The following is an 18,904-nucleotide window of genomic DNA, read 5'->3' on the forward strand; positions in this document are numbered from 1 at the left end:
CGCCGGTAGCCTGAACCACGTGGCTGAGACGAACACGACCGACGATCCGTACCTGTGGCTGGAGGACGTCACCGGAGACGAGGCACTCGACTGGGTGCGCGCGCACAACGAGCCGACCGTCGCCGAACTGACATCGTCGGAGCGGTTCGCTCAGATGCAGTCGGAGACGTTGGAGATCCTGTCGTCGGACGACCGGATCCCGTATGTGCGGCGGCGCGGCGAGTACGTCTACAACTTCTGGGTCGACGGGACCAACCCGTACGGACTGTGGCGGCGGACGACGCTGGAATCGTACCGATCAACCGAGCCCGAGTGGGACGTCTTGATCGACGTCGACGCCTTGCGGACGGCGGAGGACGAGAACTGGGTGTGGAGCGGGGCGTCGGTGCTTCGACCTGACTACGACCGTGCGTTGATCTCGCTGTCCCGCGGCGGCGCGGATGCGACGGTTGTCCGCGAGTTCGACATCCCGTCGCGAACGTGGGTCGACGACGGATTCGTGCTGCCGGAGAACAAATCGAATGTCGGTTGGATCGACCGGGACACCGTGTACGTGGGCACCGAGTTCGGCGAGCAGCCGGACGGTGCTGGATCGTGGACGTCGTCGGGGTACCCGCGCGTGGTGAAGCAGTGGACTCGCGGCACCGACCTCGCGTCGGCGACGACGGTGTTCACCGGTTCCGTCGACGACGTCGCGGTCGGCGCCTCGTTCGACCCGACGCCCGGCTTTCCGCGACACTTCGTGTACCGGTCGACAGACTTCTACAACGCCGAGCAGTTCGAACTCCGAGACGGTGAGCTGCGCACGGTGGACGTCCCGTCGGACGCCGACTTCTCGGTACGGCACGACGTGATGCTGGTGACCCCGAAGTCCGAGTGGACCGTCGACGGTGTGGCACGGCCGGCCGGAAGCCTGTTGGCGTTCGACTACGAGCGCTTCCTCGACGGCGACCGCACGCATACTGTGCTGTTCACGCCGGACACGCACACCAGCCTGGAGACGTACGCGATCACGGCGACACGACTGATCCTGGTGACGCTGCACGACGTCGCGACCCGGCTGCAGTCGATGGAGTTCGGCACGTGGACGCCGGCAGAGCTGCCGGGCGTCCCGGATCTCGCGACGGTCGGAGTGCTCGACACCGACGCCGATCACAGTGACGAGATCTGGATGTCGTCGAGCTCGTTCACGCAGTCCCCGACCCTGTTGTACGGCGACGCCGTGTCCGGGGTGGCTCCGATCAAGTCGTCGCCCGAGCGGTTCGACGCGTCGAATGTGAGCACCCAGCAGTTCTTCGCGACCTCGGACGACGGCACCCGGGTTCCGTACTTCGTGATCAAGCGCGACGACGTCGAGTCGGGCCCGACCCTGCTCTACGGCTACGGCGGCTTCGAGAACTCGCTGACACCGAGCTATCTGGCCGTGGCTGCGCGGAACTGGATCACGCGTGGCGGGATCTATGTGTACTCGAACATCCGCGGAGGCGGTGAGTACGGTCCGTCGTGGCACACCCAGGCGGTGAAGGCGGGACGTCATCTCGTGTACGAGGACTTCTCCTCGGTGGCTCGGGATCTCGTGGCACGAGGATTCACCACTCCCGCGACCCTGGCCGCGCAGGGCGGATCGAACGGCGGCCTGCTGATGGGCGTCATGGCGACCACGTACCCGGAGCTTTTCGGCGCGTTGGTCTGCCAGGTGCCTCTGATCGACATGCGGCGGTATCACCTCCTCCTGGCGGGAGCCTCGTGGATGGCCGAGTACGGCGACCCCGACGACCCGGCCGAGTGGGAGTACATCTCCGCGTACTCGCCGTACCAGCGGGTTCGCTCCGATGTCGACTACCCGCAGACGCTGGTCACCACCTCGACCCGCGACGACCGCGTGCATCCCGGTCATGCCCGGAAGTTCACCGCCGCACTCGAAGCCGCAGGCCAACCGGTCCGGTACTACGAGAACATCGAGGGCGGTCACGGCGGCGCGGCCGACAACAAGCAGGCGGCGTTCAAATCGGCCCTCGCCTACGAATTCCTCTGGCGCACTGTCGGCGCGACTGATCGCTGACCCTCCCACGGCGACTGCGTCGGAGATTCGGGGATCGTGTTACGTTTCATGGCGTCAACCAGCCTCGACGCGGGAAGTCGGTGTGAATCCGACGCGGTACCCGCCACTGTGACCGCTTCACGCGGCAGCCAGACCTCCGCTCGAGCTGATCTCGTCGTCGGGGCGGAGTGTCCCCGAGAGAGGCGGATGCCGTGCACCCGCATGTCCGCAAGGCCACCATCGCGTGTCTGCTCGTCATCGGATTGGCCGTCGCGGGCTGCTCCGAGTCGACGTCGAACGATGCGGGCGCTGCTCGCGACTGCATCACAGATTTCGACGCGAACACCGACTACTTCCCCGACAAGTCGACGATCTCCGACGCGTCGGGACTGGCGATCGAATACCACAAGTCGTACCAGGTCCTGACGGTCAAGGAACCGTCGCCAGGCGCGCGGCCCGTGTCGTACGTCCTGGTCCGCTGCGGTGCACCTGCGCCGAAGCTCGACGGAGCTCTCGCGGAGGCCCCGCAGGTTCAGGTGCCGATTCGCAGCATGTACTCGGGATCCACGACACATCTGCCCGCGATGGCGGCCCTCGGCGCCGCCGACACGGTGACCGGTGTGAGCTCCACCGACTACGTCTCCACCCCTGAGATCCGCGCACGGATCGACGAGGGCGACGTGGTCCAGTACGCCGACGCTGGTGTGCCCAACGTCGAGAAGGTGATCGCCGGACAGCCCGACGTCCTGGTGTCCGACGGCAACGAGGATCCGTCGTACGCGAAACTGCGGCAGGCGGGCGTCCCGGTCCTCGCCAACGCCGACTGGCTCGAGGCGAGTCCACTCGGTCGGGCCGAGTGGATCAAGTTCTTCGCCGCACTCACCGGTACCGAGACGAAGGCGGCCGACGTCTTCAGCACCATCAAGTCGGAGTACACCAAGGTGCAGCAGAAGACGACGAACGCACCGAAGACCGACGTGCTGCTCGGCGGCATCGAGAACGGCGCGTGGACGCTCGCCGCGGGCGGCAACTACTTCGGGCGGCTCGTCCGTGACGCGGGCGGCGACTACCCCTGGGCCGCGGACCCGTCGACCGGCTCGTTGCGTCTCTCGATCGAGTCCGTCATCGACAAGTCTCGAAACGCCGACGCGTGGCTCCTCTCCGACATGACCGTCGCGTCCCTCGCCGACCTGTACAAGCAGGACGAGCGGTACCGGGTGTTCGCACAACCGGCCAAGCGTGCGTGGAACGCGACGAAGGCGATGAGCGCGACCGGCGGAAACGACTACTGGGAGCGCGGCGTCCTCCGTCCCGACCTCGTACTGGCCGATCTCGCGGCGATCCTGCATCCAGACCTCTTCCCCGACCACAAGTTCGCGTTCTACCTCCAGCTCCCGCAGCAGTGACCACTCCCGTCACCGCCGACACGGTGAAGGCTCGCGGCACAGCCGAAAAGTGGACGGCGCTGATCGTCTTCGCCGTCGTGTCGGTGTTGGTGACGGCCGCGATCGGTGCGGTGATGATGCCGCTGTCCGACGTGGTGCACGTGTTGATCGGCGGCACTGCGTCGGATGCGGGCCATGACGCGATTCTGCGCCTGGTCCGGCTGCCGCGGATCGCGACGTCGGCGATCGCGGGCGCCGCTCTCGGCGTCGCCGGCCTGCAGATGCAGACGCTGTTCCGCAACGCGCTCGCCGACCCCTACATCCTCGGCGCCAACTCGGGAGCGAGTCTCGGAGTCGCGATCGTCGCTCTCGCAGGCGGCGCGGGCGGACCGGCGTTCGTCGGAGTCCTCGCCGGATGGGGTCGTCTCGGCATCGTTCTGGCCGCCGCGGCGGGCGCGGCGGCAGTGCTCGGCGTGATCCTGCTGATGGCCGTCTGGGTCCGCAACGCCGTCACGCTGCTGTTGATCGGCGTGATGCTCGGCTCGGTGACCGGCGCGCTCGTCGCGGTCCTCATCGTCTACGCCGATCCCACTTCGGTCCAGAAGTACATGATCTGGGGTCTCGGAACGTTCTCGTCGACGTCGTGGAGCGACATCCAGGTGGCGGCGCCGATTGTGGCGGTGACGATTCTGGTCGTGTTCTTCACCGTCCGACCGCTGAACGCCTTGCTCCTCGGCGAGGGCTACGCCCGCTCGATGGGCGTTGACCTTCGTGTCGCGCGAACCGTCACTCTGCTGTCGGCGGCCCTTCTCACCGGTGTCGTGACGGCGTTCTGCGGGCCGGTCGGATTCCTCGGCCTGGTGATTCCGCACCTGGTCCGGGGCCTGCTCCAAACCTCCGATCACCGGTCGTTGATTCCGGGGTGCGCGCTTGTCGGCGCGACCCTCGCCGTCTGGTGCGGCGCCCTCGCCGACCTCCCCGGCGATCACATGTCGCTGCCGCTGAACGCGGTGACCGCCCTCATCGGAGCACCCGTCGTCATCACCGTCCTGCTCCGCGGACGCGCACAGGGAGGTGCGGTGTGACCGGGCTCGAACTTCAGAAGCTGACCGTCGGGTATCGGGGACGGCGAGGCCGCACAGTCGCCTCGAACCTGTCCGCCGTGGCGGCGACGGGCCGCCTCACGTCGTTGATCGGGCCGAACGGTGCGGGCAAGTCGACACTGCTCCGGACCGTATGCGGTCTGCAGCCGCCCCTGGCGGGCTCGGCGGTCCTCGCCGACGGCACCGACGTCACGACGTTGAAGGCAGCCGGCCTGGCACGCCGCATCGCCGTCGTCACCACCGACACCGTCGATCCCGGCCGGCTCACGGCCCGGGAGGTCGCCTCCCTCGGCCGAACGCCGTACCTGTCCCCGACCGGACGACTCTCCGCCGACGACCGTCGCGTCACCGACCGCGCGTTGGACGCCGTCCGAGCGACGGATCTGGCCGACCGACCGTTCCACGACCTGTCCGACGGTGAACGGCAGCGTGTGCTCGCCGCGCGAGCTCTCGCACAGGAGCCGGAACTGCTCGTCCTCGATGAGCCGACATCGCATCTGGACGCGCCGTCACGCGTCGAGTTCCTCGATCTCCTCGCGACGTTGGCCCGCGAGCAGGGCATCGCCGTCCTCATGTCGTCGCACGAACTGGAACTCGTCATGCGCCTCTCCGACGAGGTGTGGCTGCTGCGCGGTGACGGGACCATGACAACCGGCACGCCTGCGGCACTCGCCGCCGACGGTTCGGTGTCCGCGGCGTTCGATCGTGGACGTCTCCGCTTCGACGCCGATCAGCTGACGTTCGTCATCGACGGAAGTGGAACGACCCTCGGGTGATCTGCAGTCGCGACCGGCCGAGGGTGATCGGGTACATGGCGAAGCCGATGAGCATCGCGATCAGGTGCCCGGCGTCGGTGAAGTCGGGTGTCCCCACCGCGAACGGCGCGATCACCGTCGCCAGCGCGATCGCCGCGTAGACCCACCGCCACGGCGGCGGGAGACGGTAGGCGAGCACCGCGATCACCGTGGCCATGAAGTAGCTGACGCCTACGTCGATCGCGTCGCGCAGCGTGGGGTCGGCGCGGCCGTGCCCGATCGCCAGATCGAGGAGCCCCTGACTAGCCAGCGTCGCAAGGACGTGTCCGGCGAGTCCGACCACGACGAATCGTGCGGTGCCGAGCCATCGTTCGGCGACGGCGAGGAACACGGTGAACCCCACGACGTAAGGAAGCCAGTACGCACCGTCGAGCCAGAACAGACTGGTGATCATCGGGCGCAGCGGATGCTCCGACAGGTTCTCGAGATTCGTCGATCTGCGACCCAGGATGTCGTCGAGGGAGCCGGGCGACACGATGTGCTGCACGATCGTGGTCGCCAGGAGGACCGCCAGCCACAGATAGGTGGCGGGTGCGCTGCGAATCCAGCCGACGACCGCGCGGACCACCGTCCGAAACCTGCTGTCGGACGTGGTCGCCATCTCCGTGGGTCAGTAACTGTAGGCGCGTCGTCCTGCGACGACGCGAGACACGAGCCCGACTGCGATCACAACGGCTCCGACGGCGCCGACGATCAGCGACACCTGTACTAGATCGGACGAGACGCCGTCCGCTACGACTTCGACGGTGCGGCGGGCGGCTTCGTCGGTGTCCGCAGCCTTGTCGCCTGCAAGGGTGTTGATGTACTGCGCGACTCCGTACGCCCCGAGGGCTGCGAGGACCACTCCGACGCCGAGCCACGCGAGCACTGTGCTGCGGCGGTTCGCGGTGAGCAACGCGACGACCGCCGCGATCGCCGCCCCGATCAGGGTCAGCCACGAGGTCTTGTCGATCAGCTCGCCGGACGACTCCAGCGAGCCCGCCGTCAGGCGGTGCTGATCGATGCCGACATAGATGGCCTTGTCGACCACGATCGGCGTCGGCAGCGGCGCCGTCGCCAGCACCCGGTTGACCATCGGCGTGATGTTGACGTCCATCACGTGAGTGTCGGTGTCGGGGCCCGGAGCGTTGAACAGCCAGTCGTGCTGCTGCCGGGCGATCTGTTCGAAGTCCATCACGAAGCCCTCGCTCCGCGCATAGTTTGTGGCGAGCGGCTGCACGATGGTCCCCGCGAGCGGAACACTCGTCTGGTCGACGACCGCCGCCGCGACCTTCTCCGCGAAGTAGTCCTGCACTTCGGTGTTGCGTGCCGCGTCCGCGGCGGACGCGGCGAATCCCTCCGTCGACACGACTCGCTGCGACACCCACATGCTGGGGACGGCGACGATCATGCAGACCATCGCGACAACGGTGAACAGGCCGGAGACAAGACTTCGCACCCGTTCGAGGCTACCGGCTGCTCGGCTTACTCGCCGACGAGGTCGCGGGCACGGCCCACGACGAGCGGGTCCGGCGCTCCGACGATCGACGCGTCTTTGCCGTCGTAATCGTGCAGGCTCAGCACGTACCGCATGGCGTTGATCCGGGCGCGCTTCTTGTCGTTGCTCTTCACAACCGTCCACGGAGCATGGTCGGTGTCGGTGTCGGCGAACATCCGCTCTTTGGCGTCGGTGTACGAGTCCCAGCGATCAAGCGACGCGAGGTCCATCGGTGAGAGCTTCCACTGACGGACCGGGTCGATCTGACGGATCGCGAAACGAGTCCGCTGCTCGAGCGGTGTCACCGAGAACCAGAACTTCACCAGGTGCACACCGTCGTCGACGAGCATCTTCTCGAAGGCGGGCGCCTGATGCATGAACTGGTCGTACTGGTCCGGCGTGCAGAAGCTCATCACTCGCTCGACGCCAGCCCGGTTGTACCAGGAGCGGTCGAAGAAGACCATCTCTCCCGCGGCGGGAAGATGCTGCACATACCGCTGGAAGTACCACTCGGTCGACTCGCGCTCCGACGGCTTCTCCAGGGCGACGACGCGCGCGCCGCGCGGATTGAGGTGCTCGTTGAAGCGTTTGATGGTCCCGCCCTTGCCTGCCGCGTCACGCCCCTCGAACAGGAAGAGATGACGCTGGCCGGTCTGCTTCGACCATTTCTGCAGCTTGAGCAGCTCGATCTGCAGGCGCCGCTTGGTGACCTCGTACTCGCGGCGGCTCATGCGCTCTTCGTACGGGTAGTCCTCACGCCACGTGTCGACGACGTTCCGCTCGGGCAGCGTCAGCAGGATCGGGTCGTCGTCATCGTCGTCGACAACGGTGAAGTTGCCGGTGTCGCGCAGGTCGACGAGCTGCTGCAACGCCTCCCGCCCCGACACGACACTCAGGTCCGGACCGATGTTCTGCTGAGGCTGCACATAGCCGTCGACGTTCTCCACGGGCACAGGTTATCCCGGGCAGCGCGATTCGGCAGGGTACGAAAGTCCCACACCCCGGTCGATCGGCAAGCCGTACACCCGATCAGCTGATGTTGATCGAGCCGGTCTTGAGACAGTAGGCGCCCGTATTGCTGTCGTAGGCGGCGCCGAAGCCGCCCGCGCAGTAGGTTCCGCCGGGCCCGGCGTACGCCTGTCCACCCCAACCGCCGATGGCGATCGACGTGCCGCCGCGGCGGGCCATGGCAACCGACTCCGCCTTCGGTCCCGTGGTGATCGAGTATGCGTTGCCGCCGTAGATGCCACTCGACAGGGCCTGCGAACCCGGCTGCAGGTTCTTGCTCGTGGCGCTGCCTCCGGTGGTGGCGACGGCTGTCGCGATGCCGCTGTTGCTGGTGTCCTGTGCGGTCGCGCGGGAGCCGGGCCCCGCGTTGGCGATGCAGTGGCTCTGCCCGTTCGCGTGTTCGGTGCGGGCGTTGTCGACGGCGCTGCAATTGGTCGCCGCGCCTGCGTCGCCGCCGCCGAAGAGTGCCATCAGGCCGAATGCGCCGCCGCATGCGAGGGTGGCGATGACGGTTCGCGCGCCGATGACCCGAAAACCTTTGTGACCAGATGAAATACCCACGTCCCGTCCTTCTGCATCCAATGCTGCTGTCGCTCGATCAGTCTCAAAATGAGGTTACCTTCGCCACAACAGCCCCCGCCATGTGCCATGAATCGTTATCCCGCTGACACTGCCTCGAGACCGACTCCTTAACAGGTCAGCGGAGAAAGCGATAGCCCATTCCGGCTTCGGTGATGAGGTGGCGAGGATTGGACGGGTCGTCCTCGAGCTTGCGGCGGAGTCCCGCGAGGTACACGCGGAGATAGTTGGTCTGGTTCACGTAGGTCGGTCCCCACACCGCGCCGAGGATCTCCCGCTGACTGACGAGGTTGCCGTCGGCGCGGACCAGCAGTTCGAGGATTCCCCACTCGGTCGGCGTGAGGCGCACCTGTTCACCGTCGCGCAGCACACGAGTCCCGGCCAGGTCCACCTGGATGGAGCCCGCGTCGACCACCGGCGACGGCGCGGGCGCGGCCGACGCACCCCGTCGGATGGCGGCGCGGAGGCGAGCGAGGAGCTCTTCCATGCCGAAAGGTTTCGTCACGTAGTCGTCGGCACCTGCGTCGAGCGCGGTGACCTTGTCCGCGGCGTCAGTCCGCGCGGACAAGACGATCACCGGAACGGTGCTCCATCCGCGCAGGCCGTGCAGGACCGTGAATCCGTCCATGTCCGGGAGGCCGAGATCGAGCACGATCACGTCGGGCGACACCTTGGCCGCGGCCTCGAGCGCACCGGCCCCGTTCGATGCCGTGGTCACGTCGAATCCTCTGGCGCGCAGGTTGATGCGCAGGGCTCTCAGCAGTTGCGGCTCGTCGTCGACCACGAGCACGTGTCCGGCGGACATCAGGACTCCTCTCCGACGGGCAGATCGACGACCATCGTCGCACCTCCACCCGGCGTGGTCGTGACCGACAGGGTGCCCCCGACCGCGGTGACGAACCCGCTCGCGACGGACAGCCCCAACCCGACACCGGAGGTGTTGCGGTTCTGGTCGCCGTATTGATGGAACGGCACGAACACGCGGTGCACCTCGTCGGTCGGGATGCCGTCGCCGTGGTCGATCACCCTGATCAGGCAGCGCGGGTCGCCGTTGTCGTCGACGGCCATTTCGGAGTGGATCTCGACGTCGCGTGATCCATGACGGAGTGCGTTGTCAACGAGATTCGCGAGCGCCCGCTCGAGGAGTCCGGCGTCGGTGACCGCCCACGCCTGATCGATGACGACGGGGATGTCGACCGCCGCCGGATCGCGCAAGGCGACAGCCGCGGTGGCACGGTGGATCACCTCGGCGAGGAAGGTCGGTCGGAGTTGCGGCCTGACGACTCCCGCCGCGAGACGCGACGAGTCGAGCAGGTTTCCGACCAGTGCGGACAGCTGGTCCAGCGACTCGTCGACGGTGGCGAGGAGTTCAGCGGTGTCCTCTGGCGAGAACGTCACATCGGCGCTGCGCAGACTCGACGCGGAGGCTTTCGCCGCGGCAAGCGGCGTCCGGAGATCATGGCTGACCGCGGACAGCAGGGCCCGGCGAAGCTCGTCGGTACGGGCCACCTCGTCGGCGAGCGCTGCTTCGGCTGCGAGTCTGTCGCGTTCTGCGGCGGAGGCCACCTGGTTCGCGACGGCCGTCAGGACCTGCCGGTCGCGGGCGTCGATAGACGAGCCCGCGAGGTTGAGCCGATACGCGCCGTCGTACGCCGGGCACACGGTGTCCGGATGATCGGTCGGCTCGCCACCGACCGACGCGACCACACCCGCGTCGTTCTCGATCCACACCGCGGTCTGCAGGTACGTGCCACGTACGCGCTCAAGAAGGTCCGCGACACCTGCGCCGTCGAGGACCGCCCCGGAGAACAGTGCGAGGAGCTCCGCATCGCGGCTCGCTCGCTGCGCCTGGACACGGCGAACGGTCGCCGAATCGACGAGCGCGGCGACGGCGATCGCGATGAGCAGCATCACCGCGAGAGTGATCACGTTGTCGGGTTCGGCGATCGTGAAGGTCAGGCGAGGATCGGCGAAGAAGAAGTTCAGGAGCAGGCCGGACGCGATAGCCGACAGCGCGGCGGGTGCCACACCGCCGAGCATCGCGACGGCGAGCACACCCACGAAGTACAACGACGACTCGCTCGCGAATCCGAGCCACGTATCCGTCGCGTACACGATCCCGGTGACGATCGCGGGCACGATCAGCGCGAACACCCAGCTCAGCGGACGATGGAATCGCGTCTCGCGGATGTCGAACGGGTTGCGCGGTTTGGCCTCGTCATGCGTCACCATGTGCACGTCGATGCGCCCACTGTCGTGGACCACCCGCGCCCCGACGCCCTCGTCGAACATCCGACTCCACCGCGACCGACGCGATGTGCCGAGCACCAGTTGTGTCGCGTTGGTGGCGCGCGCGAAGTCGAGGAGAGTCGATGCGACGTCGTCGCCGACCACGGTGTGCACCCTCGCTCCGAGGTCTTTGGCGAGCGTCCTCAGTCCGGTGAGATCACCGGATCCGCTGTCCGCGAGCCCGTCGCCTCGAACGACGTGCGCCACCAGCAGTTCGGCGCTCGACCGCGACGCGATCCGGCTCGCACGACGGACCAACGTACTGCTCTCGGGCCCGCCGGTCACGGCGACGACCACTCGCTCGCGGGCCTCCCACGTGTCGGTGATCGCGTTCGCCGACCGGTACACGGCGAGCTTCTCGTCCACCCGGTCGGCCAGCCACAGCAGCGCCAACTCGCGAAGAGCTGTCAGATTGCCCTGCCGGAAGAAGTTGCCGAGAGCGTCCTCGATTCGGGATGCGTCGTACACCTTGCCTGCGGACAGTCGCTGTCGGAGCGCCCGCGGTTCGATGTCGACGAGCTCGATCTGATCGGCGGCCCGGACCACGGCGTCCGGCACGGTCTCGTGCTGGGTGATCCCGGTGATCTGCGCGACGACGTCGTTCAGGCTCTCGAGGTGCTGGATGTTGACCGTCGAGAGGACGTTGATCCCCGCATCGAGCAGGACGTCGATGTCCTCCCACCGTTTGGTGTTGGCCAGACCCGGAGCATTCGTGTGAGCGAGTTCGTCCACGAGCACCACGGCCGGACGCCGTTCGAGGACTGCAGCGAGGTCCATCTCATCGAGAGTGGTCCCGCGGTAGTCGACGCTGATGCGCGGGATCACCTCCAGACCGTGGACCATCGACGCGGTCGCCGCCCGTCCGTGCGTCTCGACGACGCCGACCACCACGTCGACGCCCTCGTCGCGGAGGCCGCGGGCCGTGGCCAGCATCTCGTACGTTTTTCCGACCCCGGGTGCGCACCCGAGGAACACCTCGAGCTGGCCTCGAGTCGTGGCGGTCATGGCGTTCAGATTATCGACAGCCGGGGCCGGTCAGGCCCAGTGCGACGTTGACGCGCGCGACATTCACGGTCGGTTCGCCGAGGAAGCCGAGTTGGCGGCCGTCGGTGTTGTCGCTGATGATCTGTCGCACTCGTTCGATCGGCAGGCCGGTGGTCCGCGCGATGCGTGGGGCCTGCAGGTCGGCGTAGGCGGGCGAGATGCCCGGGTCGAGGCTCGAACCGGAGCGGGTGACGGCGTCGGCGGGCACCTGATCGGGTCGGACGCCTTCCCGTTCGGCGACCGCGGCGCGTCGTTTGTCGATGATCGCGACGAGATCGGTGTTGTTCGGGCCGAGATTGCTCGCGCCGGACGACGCCGGATCACCCGCGGCCGTCGGGTCGTCGACGCCGCCCGCGAAGCGCGCATGGAGGTACTTGTCCGGCTGTCCCGGGGCCGCGTGCTGATCGACGCCGAGGAGTTCCGATCCGACGACGCAACCCGTCGCATCCTTGATCTGTGAGCCTTCGGCCCCGTCGGAGTTGATTCGCGACACGGCCCAGACCGCCGCCGGGTAGGCGACGCCGACGACGAGAGTGAGGCCGCCGAGCACGATGAGGCCGACGACGAACTGTCGGGCGAGTCCGGTCAGGAGGTTCTTCATTGTTCTCATCCCATTCCGGGTAGAAGGCGGACCAGCAGGTCGATGAGCCAGATGCCGATGAACGGCGTGATCACGCCGCCGACGCCGTAGATCAGCAGGTTCCGGCGCAGCAGTCGTGCGGGCGACACGGCGCGATAGGTGACGCCGCGCAGCGACAGCGGGATCAGCGCGACGATCACCAGCGCGTTGAACACGACTGCCGAGACGATCGCCGACTGCGCGGAATGCAGGTGCATCACGTTGAGCGCGTCGAGCTGCGGGTACACCGTCGAGAAGAGCGCCGGCAGGATCGCGAAGTACTTCGCGAGATCGTTGGCCAGCGAGAACGTCGTCAGGGCGCCTCGGGTGATGAGCAGCTGTTTCCCGATGCCGACCACCTCGATGAGTTTGGTGGGGTCGGAGTCGAGATCGACCATGTTGCCGGCCTCTTTCGCCGCCGACGTTCCCGTGTTCATCGCGAGCCCGACGTCGGCCTGGGCGAGTGCGGGTGCGTCGTTGGTGCCGTCTCCGGTCATCGCGACAAGACGTCCTGCCGCCTGCTCGCGACGGATCAGCTCGAGCTTGTCCTCCGGTGTCGCCTGCGCGACGAAGTCGTCGACGCCCGCCTGGTCGGCGATCGCCGCCGCCGTCAGCGGATTGTCACCGGTCACCATGACGGTTCGGATCCCCATGGCGCGCAGCTGCGCGAACCGTTCCGCCATTCCCGGCTTCACGACGTCCGACAGTTCGACGACGCCGAGCACCTGTGTTCCCGCCGCAACCACCAGCGGGGTGCCTCCGCGGCTGGAGATGTCGTCGACGATGGAGTCGACGTCGGTGGCGTCCGCTCCGATCCACGCGCGCACCGAGTCGGCGGCGCCCTTGCGGTACTGCACGCCGTCGAGGTCGACTCCGCTCATCCGCGTCTGAGCGGTGAACGGGACCGTGACGAGCGGGGACCCGTCGCTGCGCTCCGGGCCTCTCGACTGCGCTCGAGGAACGGAACCAGCTTCGCCTTCGAGACCTCGGTCTTCGAGCGCAGTCGAGAAGTGCGCCCCGGCCAAGTCGACGATGCTCCGGCCTTCGGGGGTCTCGTCGGCGAGGCTGCAGAGCCGGGCGACGTCGGCGAGTTCGTCAGCGGGAACACCCGGCGCGGGATGGAACGCGGTGGCGCGCCGGTTGCCGAACGTGATGGTGCCGGTCTTGTCCATGAGCAACGTGTCGACGTCGCCTGCGGCTTCGACAGCACGTCCGGACATCGCGAGCACGTTGCGCTGGACGAGTCGGTCCATTCCGGCGATGCCGATCGAGGAGACGAGCGCACCGATCGTCGTCGGGATGAGGCAGACGAGGAGCGCGATCAGTTTGATCGGGTCGGCCGCTTCGCCCGCGAACTGCTGCATCGGACCAACGGCGACGACGGCGAGAAGGAAGATGATGGTCAGAGCGGTGAGGAGGATGTCGAGAGCGATCTCGTTCGGCGTCTTCTTGCGCGACGCGCCTTCGACGAGCGCGATCATCCGGTCGACGAACGTCTGCCCCGGTTCGGTGGTGATGCGCACGACGATCCGGTCGGACAGCACCACGGTGCCGCCGGTGACGGCGCAGCGATCGCCGCCGGATTCGCGGACGACGGGGGCCGACTCCCCCGTGATCGCCGATTCGTCGACGGTCGCGATGCCTTCGACGACGTCGCCGTCTCCTGCGATCACCTCACCCGCCTCGACGACGATCCGCATTCCGACAGTGAGCTCGGAACCGGGAACGGACGTGATCGAGCCGTCGTCGCCGATCACTCGGGCGACGGTGTCGCGCTTGACCTTTCGGAGACTGTCGGCCTGAGCACGGCCGCGGCCCTCGGCGACTGCTTCGGCGAGACCCGCGAACAGGACGGTGAACCACAGCCAGGCCGTGACCACCCATGCGAACACCGACGGGTGCCAGATCGCGAGCGCGGTGGTGATGATCGCGCCGATGAACACGACGAACATCACCGGGCTCCGGGCTTGGTCGCGCGGATTCAGTTTCCGTACGGCCTGCGGCAGCGACGCGACGAGTTGTTTCGCGTCGAATGCACCGCTGGTGACGAGTTCGCCGTCGGTCTCCGGTGCCGGAGGAAGTTCTGTCTGGAGCGTCATGAGAGCGCCTCCGCGATCGGTCCCAGCGCCATCGCCGGGAAGAAGGTGAGACCGGCGACGAGCAGCGTGGTCCCGAGAAGTAGTGCGCCGTAGAGGATTCCTCGGCTGGGCAGAGCTGTCGCCGGGTCGGTCTCCTTCGGGGACTGCGCCGCGAGACGACCCGCCAAAGCGAGTACTACGACGATCGGCAGCAGGCGGCCGAACAGCATCGCCAGGCCGAGCGATATCTGGAACCAGTCGCTCGTGACGGTGATGCCGCCGAACGCACTGCCGTTGTTGTTGGCGGCCGACGCATAGGCGTACAGGATCTCGCTGAACCCGTGCGGGCCGTCGTTGCTGAGGAAACCGGTGGTGGAGCTCAGCAGGACGGTGATCGACACTCCGAGCAGAACGAGCGCAGGCATCACCAGCACATACAGGGCTGCGAGAGTGATCTCGTGTTGCCCGATGCGTTTGCCGCGGAACTCAGGTGAGCGTCCGACGAGCAGGCCGCCGACGAAGACGGTGATGATCGCCAGAACCAGCAGGCCGTACAGCCCTGAACCGACGCCGCCGGGCGCCACTTCGCCAAGCAGCATGTTCCAGATCAGAGCGCCGCCGCCTGCAGCGGAGAAGCTGTCGTGCGCAGCATTCACCGCTCCGGTCGATGTACCCGTCGTCGACACCGCGAACAGCGCAGATCCGGGAACATCGAACCGCAGTTCCTTGCCTTCGAGCGCTGCACCGGCTGCGCGGGTGGCGAGGCCGTCGGTGCGGGACTCGAAGGTCCAGACGATCGCGAGCATCGCGCCCCAGATCGCCGCCATCACGCCCAACAGGGTGAGTCCCTGCTTCCGGTCGCCGACGAGAGTGCCGTAGGTGCGGGTGAGGCACACGGGGATGATCAGGATCGCGAGGATCTGCACCACGTTGGTCAGCGGTGTCGGATTCGAGAACGGATGCGCCGAGTTTGCGCCGTACGTGCCGCCGCCGTTGGTGCCGACGAGTTTGATCGCCTCTTGCGATGCGAACGGGCCCACGGGGGCGTGCCCGTTCGTGCCGTCGAGCATCGTGAAGTCGAAGCCGGTGCGCCACGACTGCACGGCGCCCTGCAGGACGAAGATCGTCGCGACGATCGCGGCGAGTGGCAGCAGGATCCGGATCGTGCCGCGAACCAGGTCGACCCAGAAGTTTCCGAGATGGCCCGTCTTACGTGCGACGATGCCACGGACCAACGCGACCGCGACGGCCATGCCGACGGCCGCCGACAGGAAGTTCTGCACCGCCAAGCCGAGCATCTGCGTGAGATTGCTGATCGTGCTCTCGGGCGTGTACGACTGCCAGTTCGTGTTGGCCACAAACGAGATCGCCGTATTGAAGGCGACCGTCGGCGACATCCCCGGCTTGCCGTCGGACCACGGCAGCACCCCCTGCAACCGCTGCAGGGCGTAGAGCACCAAGAGCGACGCCGCCGAGAACCCGACCACGCTGAGCGCGTAGCCACGCCACGTCTGACCGGATCGCGGATCCACGCCGCCGACTCGATAGAGAACACGTTCGACGGCGAGGTCCTTGGTCGAGGAGTAGACGCGCGCCATGTAGTCGCCCAGCGAGATGTAGACCGCAGCCAGGACGAGAAGGATGAAGACCAGCGTGAGTACGCCGGCGAGGGTGGAGTTCACCGGGTCAGAACCTCTCCGGATAGAGCAGAGCAGCGATCAGGTAGCCGACGACGGCAACGGCGATGATCGTGAGGATCACGGCCACCGTCCCCGCGCCGGTCATCGAGAGATCCGACGGTCGAGCCCGTGCACGGCGAGCGCGCACAGCGCGATCGACGCCGCGACGATCAGCACCATCACCACATCGGACATGACGAGACCTCCTCGAATGTGTTCACACTCTTCACATTCGGGCCGCGGAGCCGGTCCCACCAGATGCCTTAACGGGATCCATACGGTGCCGGAACGGATCTTGACGCGACCTCTACGCGGGGTCGTCCATCCGGGTGGAGGTCATCGTTCGACGACCCTGAGATTTGCCTGTGGCGGCGATTACAGGTCTAGTTAGATGAGAATGTCCATTACCTCCCACACGATGGAGTCACCATGAAGCTGTCCCTGAAGCTCGCGGCCGTCACGATCGCCGCTGCCGCCACCGCCCTCGTCGGCGCATCCGTCACTCCCGGTGTCGCCGCAGCAGCAGACCCCGCGCAGCCGACGCAGCCGGCCGACGGCGGCATCGTCGTGACCAACACCGAGTCGACGATCAACGTGCTGATCGTGAACCGCAAGAAGGCGAGCGAGTGCACGGTCACCGCGTCGCGTCCCGCCGGTGCCGATGCAGTGAAGACCTTCACCAAGAAGGTCACCCTCAACGCGGCCAACCAGAACACTGCGAATGCCACGTTCTCCGGCCTCGGCCCGTTCACCTACTCCCTGTCGGGCACGTGCGTGGAGCCGAACGCTGCCGAGCCCACCAAGCCCGGCTCGTCCAACCTGCTCGGTGGCGCCAACAAGTTCGACGTGAAGCTCAAGGGCGGAGTGTCGACCCCCACCAACCAGTGCCTGCTGATCGTCAAGGGCATCGCCTGGGACCTCGGTCTGCGTGGCGCACCGCTCGAGGCCGTCATGGGCATCGCAGCGCAGTTCTGCCCGCGCTAGTCGCTCACCGACTCGCTGACGGAAGGCCCGGACCTCTTGGTCCGGGCCTTCCGTCGTCAGTGGAGGCGTTCGCTCACTTCGCCAGCAATCCGCTCCCCTCCTCGACATCCGCTCACCCCGGGAGAGGAGCGGATGTCGACGAGGGGAGCGGATTGGTTGGGACGTTACGGCGTCCGGCGGCGCAGCGTCGCCGCGGCGAGCGACAGTGCGACGACGATGCACGCGGCGACGATCCCCATGTCCCGCCACATCAACGCGGTTGCTGTCGGGTGCGATGCGACCTCCTGCAGCGCTTGGACCGCGTACGTGAGCGGCATGACGTCCGAGAGCGCCTCCATCCAGCCCGGCAACTGGTCGCGTGGGACGAACAGTCCGCAGAGGAATAATTGAGGGATCACCACGACAGGCAGGAATTGCACTGCCTGGAACTCCGTCTGCGCGAACGCGCTGCACAGGAGTCCAAGCGCAACACCGAGCATCGCGTCGAGCATGGCGATCACGATCACCCACGCGACCGAGCCCTCCGCTTCGAGGCCGAGCAGCCCGAACGCCACGGCAGACGCGAGCACAGCTTGGACCGCGGCGACGACGGAGAACGCGACGCCGTAACCGCCGAGGAGATCGAGTTTTCCGATCGGTGTGGTGAGGAGCCGTTCGAGAGTGCCGGATCGGCGTTCGCGGAGCATCGCGATGGACGTGATCAGGAACATCGTGACGAACGGCAGAATGCCCAGCATCACAACGCCGACACGCTGAAACGGGTCCGGCGCTCCCGGTGGCCGCGATTGGCCCGAGTACATGAAGTACAGCAGCGTCATGAGCAGAATCGGCACCACCAGGACCAGCGCGATGGTCCGCGGGTCGGCCCGCAGCTGGCGGAGCACCCGCACCGCCGTCGCGCCGAGGATCCGCGGCCGAATCGGCGCGCTCACGCTGCACGCCCCTGAATCAGAGTCAGGAAGGCGTCTTCTAGATTGTTCTTCCCGGTCCGTTCCCGCAGGTCGCGAGGTGTCAGTTGAGCGACGAGTCGACCGTCTCGCATCAGGATCAGGTCGTCGCAGCGGTCGGCCTCGTCCATCACGTGGCTCGAGACGAGGATCGTGACCCCCGACGCCGCCAGGTTGGCGAACCTCGACCACAGGTCGGCGCGCAGTACTGGATCAAGGCCGGCCGTCGGTTCGTCCAGCACCAGCAGCGACGGCTTGGTGACCAGTGCGCACGCGATCGAGACGCGGCTCAGTTGCCCGCCGGACAGGTCGGATGCGAGATGTCTCGCGCGCGCCGTGAGGTCGACGGCCTCGAGCGCACTCTGCACTTCATCGGTCGCGTCGAACAGTGTCGCGAAGTAGCGGACGTTCTGTTCCACCGTGAGATCGGTGTAGATCGACGCCGCCTGCGTGACGTATCCGACGCGACGCCGCAGACCGGCAGATCCGGCACGCTCACCGAGGACCTCGACACTGCCCGCCACGTTCTTCTGCGTCCCGACGATGGAGCGCAGGAGCGTTGTCTTTCCGCATCCGGACGGTCCGAGCAACCCGGTGATCCGGCCCTGCGGAACCGTGAGCGACACGTTGTCGACCGCGGTGACGGACCCGCGCCGCACGGTCACGTTCTCACATCTGATCGCGTCCACGGTGACCTCTATTCATCAAACGTTGAGTTCAGAGTCGACGATACTCCGCCTCCATCCGCGCACAAGGGAAACCGATGCGACGCACGCCCCCTGACCTGCGACGTGTAAAGAAAGAGGCAAAAAATTTACATGCCGCGGACGACATGTAAAGTTTCTTTCACTTCAGT

General features: G+C 66.9%; 17 protein-coding genes and 1 riboswitch. Of the genes, 5 read left to right on the top strand and 12 right to left on the bottom strand.

The window, feature by feature from the left end; translation table 11 throughout:
* Window positions 1-19: 19 nt before the first annotated feature.
* The 4 genes from WFK36_RS20355 to WFK36_RS20370 all read left to right on the top strand — a co-directional run bounded on the left by WFK36_RS20355 (window position 20) and on the right by WFK36_RS20370 (window position 5,305).
* On the top strand, window positions 20-2,062 hold the full coding sequence (locus WFK36_RS20355; protein ID WP_336793872.1) for a prolyl oligopeptidase family serine peptidase: 2,043 nt from the start codon (window positions 20-22) through the stop codon (window positions 2,060-2,062).
* A 31-nt stretch (window positions 2,063-2,093) separates the two neighbouring features.
* Window positions 2,094-2,218, top strand: a riboswitch (cobalamin riboswitch).
* A 35-nt stretch (window positions 2,219-2,253) separates the two neighbouring features.
* A complete protein-coding gene (locus WFK36_RS20360; protein ID WP_336793873.1) occupies window positions 2,254-3,447 on the top strand; it encodes an ABC transporter substrate-binding protein in 1,194 nt (397 codons plus the stop codon).
* Window positions 3,444-4,511, top strand: a complete 1,068-nt coding sequence (locus WFK36_RS20365; RefSeq protein ID WP_336793874.1) for a FecCD family ABC transporter permease — start codon at window positions 3,444-3,446, stop codon at window positions 4,509-4,511. The genes WFK36_RS20360 and WFK36_RS20365 overlap by 4 nt, the downstream gene beginning before the upstream one ends.
* On the top strand, window positions 4,508-5,305 hold the full coding sequence (locus tag WFK36_RS20370; RefSeq protein ID WP_008381715.1) for an ABC transporter ATP-binding protein: 798 nt from the start codon (window positions 4,508-4,510) through the stop codon (window positions 5,303-5,305). Before WFK36_RS20365 ends, WFK36_RS20370 begins: the two co-directional genes overlap by 4 nt.
* Here the strand turns inward: WFK36_RS20370 and WFK36_RS20375 are convergent.
* The 10 genes from WFK36_RS20375 to kdpF all read right to left on the bottom strand — a co-directional run bounded on the left by WFK36_RS20375 (window position 5,274) and on the right by kdpF (window position 16,223).
* On the bottom strand, window positions 5,274-5,945 hold the full coding sequence (locus WFK36_RS20375) for a rhomboid-like protein (protein WP_336793876.1): 672 nt from the start codon (window positions 5,943-5,945) through the stop codon (window positions 5,274-5,276). The genes WFK36_RS20370 and WFK36_RS20375 overlap by 32 nt on opposite strands.
* Before the next feature lie 9 nt (window positions 5,946-5,954).
* On the bottom strand, window positions 5,955-6,782 hold the full coding sequence (locus WFK36_RS20380) for a hypothetical protein (RefSeq protein ID WP_336793878.1): 828 nt from the start codon (window positions 6,780-6,782) through the stop codon (window positions 5,955-5,957).
* 26 nt (window positions 6,783-6,808) lie between these two features.
* Window positions 6,809-7,774 (bottom strand): polyphosphate kinase 2, encoded by a 966-nt coding sequence (gene ppk2 / locus WFK36_RS20385; RefSeq protein WP_008381719.1) that lies wholly within the window; start codon window positions 7,772-7,774, stop codon window positions 6,809-6,811.
* Window positions 7,775-7,850: 76 nt separating this feature from the next.
* Window positions 7,851-8,390, bottom strand: a complete 540-nt coding sequence (locus WFK36_RS20390; RefSeq protein WP_336793880.1) for a DUF6764 family protein — start codon at window positions 8,388-8,390, stop codon at window positions 7,851-7,853.
* A gap of 136 nt (window positions 8,391-8,526) precedes the next feature.
* Window positions 8,527-9,213, bottom strand: coding sequence for a response regulator (locus WFK36_RS20395; RefSeq protein WP_008381723.1), 687 nt, complete (start codon window positions 9,211-9,213; stop codon window positions 8,527-8,529).
* On the bottom strand, window positions 9,213-11,702 hold the full coding sequence (locus tag WFK36_RS20400) for a DUF4118 domain-containing protein (protein ID WP_336793881.1): 2,490 nt from the start codon (window positions 11,700-11,702) through the stop codon (window positions 9,213-9,215). Before WFK36_RS20400 ends, WFK36_RS20395 begins: the two co-directional genes overlap by 1 nt.
* A gap of 10 nt (window positions 11,703-11,712) precedes the next feature.
* Window positions 11,713-12,342 carry a potassium-transporting ATPase subunit C gene (locus WFK36_RS20405; RefSeq protein ID WP_336793882.1) on the bottom strand — a complete coding sequence of 210 codons (630 nt, stop codon included), beginning with the start codon at window positions 12,340-12,342 and terminating at the stop codon, window positions 11,713-11,715.
* A gap of 5 nt (window positions 12,343-12,347) precedes the next feature.
* The gene (gene kdpB / locus WFK36_RS20410) at window positions 12,348-14,459 is read right to left on the bottom strand and encodes a potassium-transporting ATPase subunit KdpB (protein ID WP_336793883.1); all 2,112 of its coding nucleotides are present in this window, start codon (window positions 14,457-14,459) and stop codon (window positions 12,348-12,350) included.
* The gene (gene kdpA, locus WFK36_RS20415; protein WP_336793884.1) at window positions 14,456-16,120 is read right to left on the bottom strand and encodes a potassium-transporting ATPase subunit KdpA; all 1,665 of its coding nucleotides are present in this window, start codon (window positions 16,118-16,120) and stop codon (window positions 14,456-14,458) included. The genes kdpB and kdpA overlap by 4 nt, the downstream gene beginning before the upstream one ends.
* Before the next feature lie 4 nt (window positions 16,121-16,124).
* Window positions 16,125-16,223, bottom strand: a complete 99-nt coding sequence (kdpF, locus tag WFK36_RS20420; protein ID WP_075051916.1) for a K(+)-transporting ATPase subunit F — start codon at window positions 16,221-16,223, stop codon at window positions 16,125-16,127.
* 323 nt (window positions 16,224-16,546) lie between these two features.
* On the opposite strand from kdpF, the gene WFK36_RS20425 reads away from it, so the two are divergent.
* Window positions 16,547-17,101, top strand: coding sequence for a hypothetical protein (locus tag WFK36_RS20425; RefSeq protein WP_008381731.1), 555 nt, complete (start codon window positions 16,547-16,549; stop codon window positions 17,099-17,101).
* A 164-nt stretch (window positions 17,102-17,265) separates the two neighbouring features.
* On the opposite strand, the gene WFK36_RS20430 is transcribed toward WFK36_RS20425, so the two are convergent.
* Window positions 17,266-18,033, bottom strand: a complete 768-nt coding sequence (locus tag WFK36_RS20430; RefSeq protein ID WP_336793885.1) for an ABC transporter permease — start codon at window positions 18,031-18,033, stop codon at window positions 17,266-17,268.
* The gene (locus WFK36_RS20435; RefSeq protein ID WP_336793887.1) at window positions 18,030-18,737 is read right to left on the bottom strand and encodes an ABC transporter ATP-binding protein; all 708 of its coding nucleotides are present in this window, start codon (window positions 18,735-18,737) and stop codon (window positions 18,030-18,032) included. Before WFK36_RS20435 ends, WFK36_RS20430 begins: the two co-directional genes overlap by 4 nt.
* Window positions 18,738-18,904 lie beyond the last annotated feature (167 nt).

Source organism: Gordonia malaquae (assembly GCF_037148075.1).
In the GTDB taxonomy this organism is placed as follows: domain Bacteria; phylum Actinomycetota; class Actinomycetes; order Mycobacteriales; family Mycobacteriaceae; genus Gordonia; species Gordonia malaquae.

Bases quoted from the DNA above. Each gene is read 5' to 3' on its own strand.
- WFK36_RS20375 (WP_336793876.1), bottom strand. From the start codon at position 5,945: ATGGCGACCACGTCCGACAGCAGGTTTCGGACGGTGGTCCGCGCGGTC.
- WFK36_RS20395 (WP_008381723.1), bottom strand. From the start codon at position 9,213: ATGTCCGCCGGACACGTGCTCGTGGTCGACGACGAGCCGCAACTGCTG.
- WFK36_RS20400 (WP_336793881.1), bottom strand. From the start codon at position 11,702: ATGACCGCCACGACTCGAGGCCAGCTCGAGGTGTTCCTCGGGTGCGCA.
- WFK36_RS20405 (WP_336793882.1), bottom strand. From the start codon at position 12,342: ATGAAGAACCTCCTGACCGGACTCGCCCGACAGTTCGTCGTCGGCCTC.
- kdpB (WP_336793883.1), bottom strand. From the start codon at position 14,459: ATGACGCTCCAGACAGAACTTCCTCCGGCACCGGAGACCGACGGCGAA.
- kdpF (WP_075051916.1), bottom strand. From the start codon at position 16,223: ATGACCGGCGCGGGGACGGTGGCCGTGATCCTCACGATCATCGCCGTT.
- WFK36_RS20425 (WP_008381731.1), top strand. From the start codon at position 16,547: ATGAAGCTGTCCCTGAAGCTCGCGGCCGTCACGATCGCCGCTGCCGCC.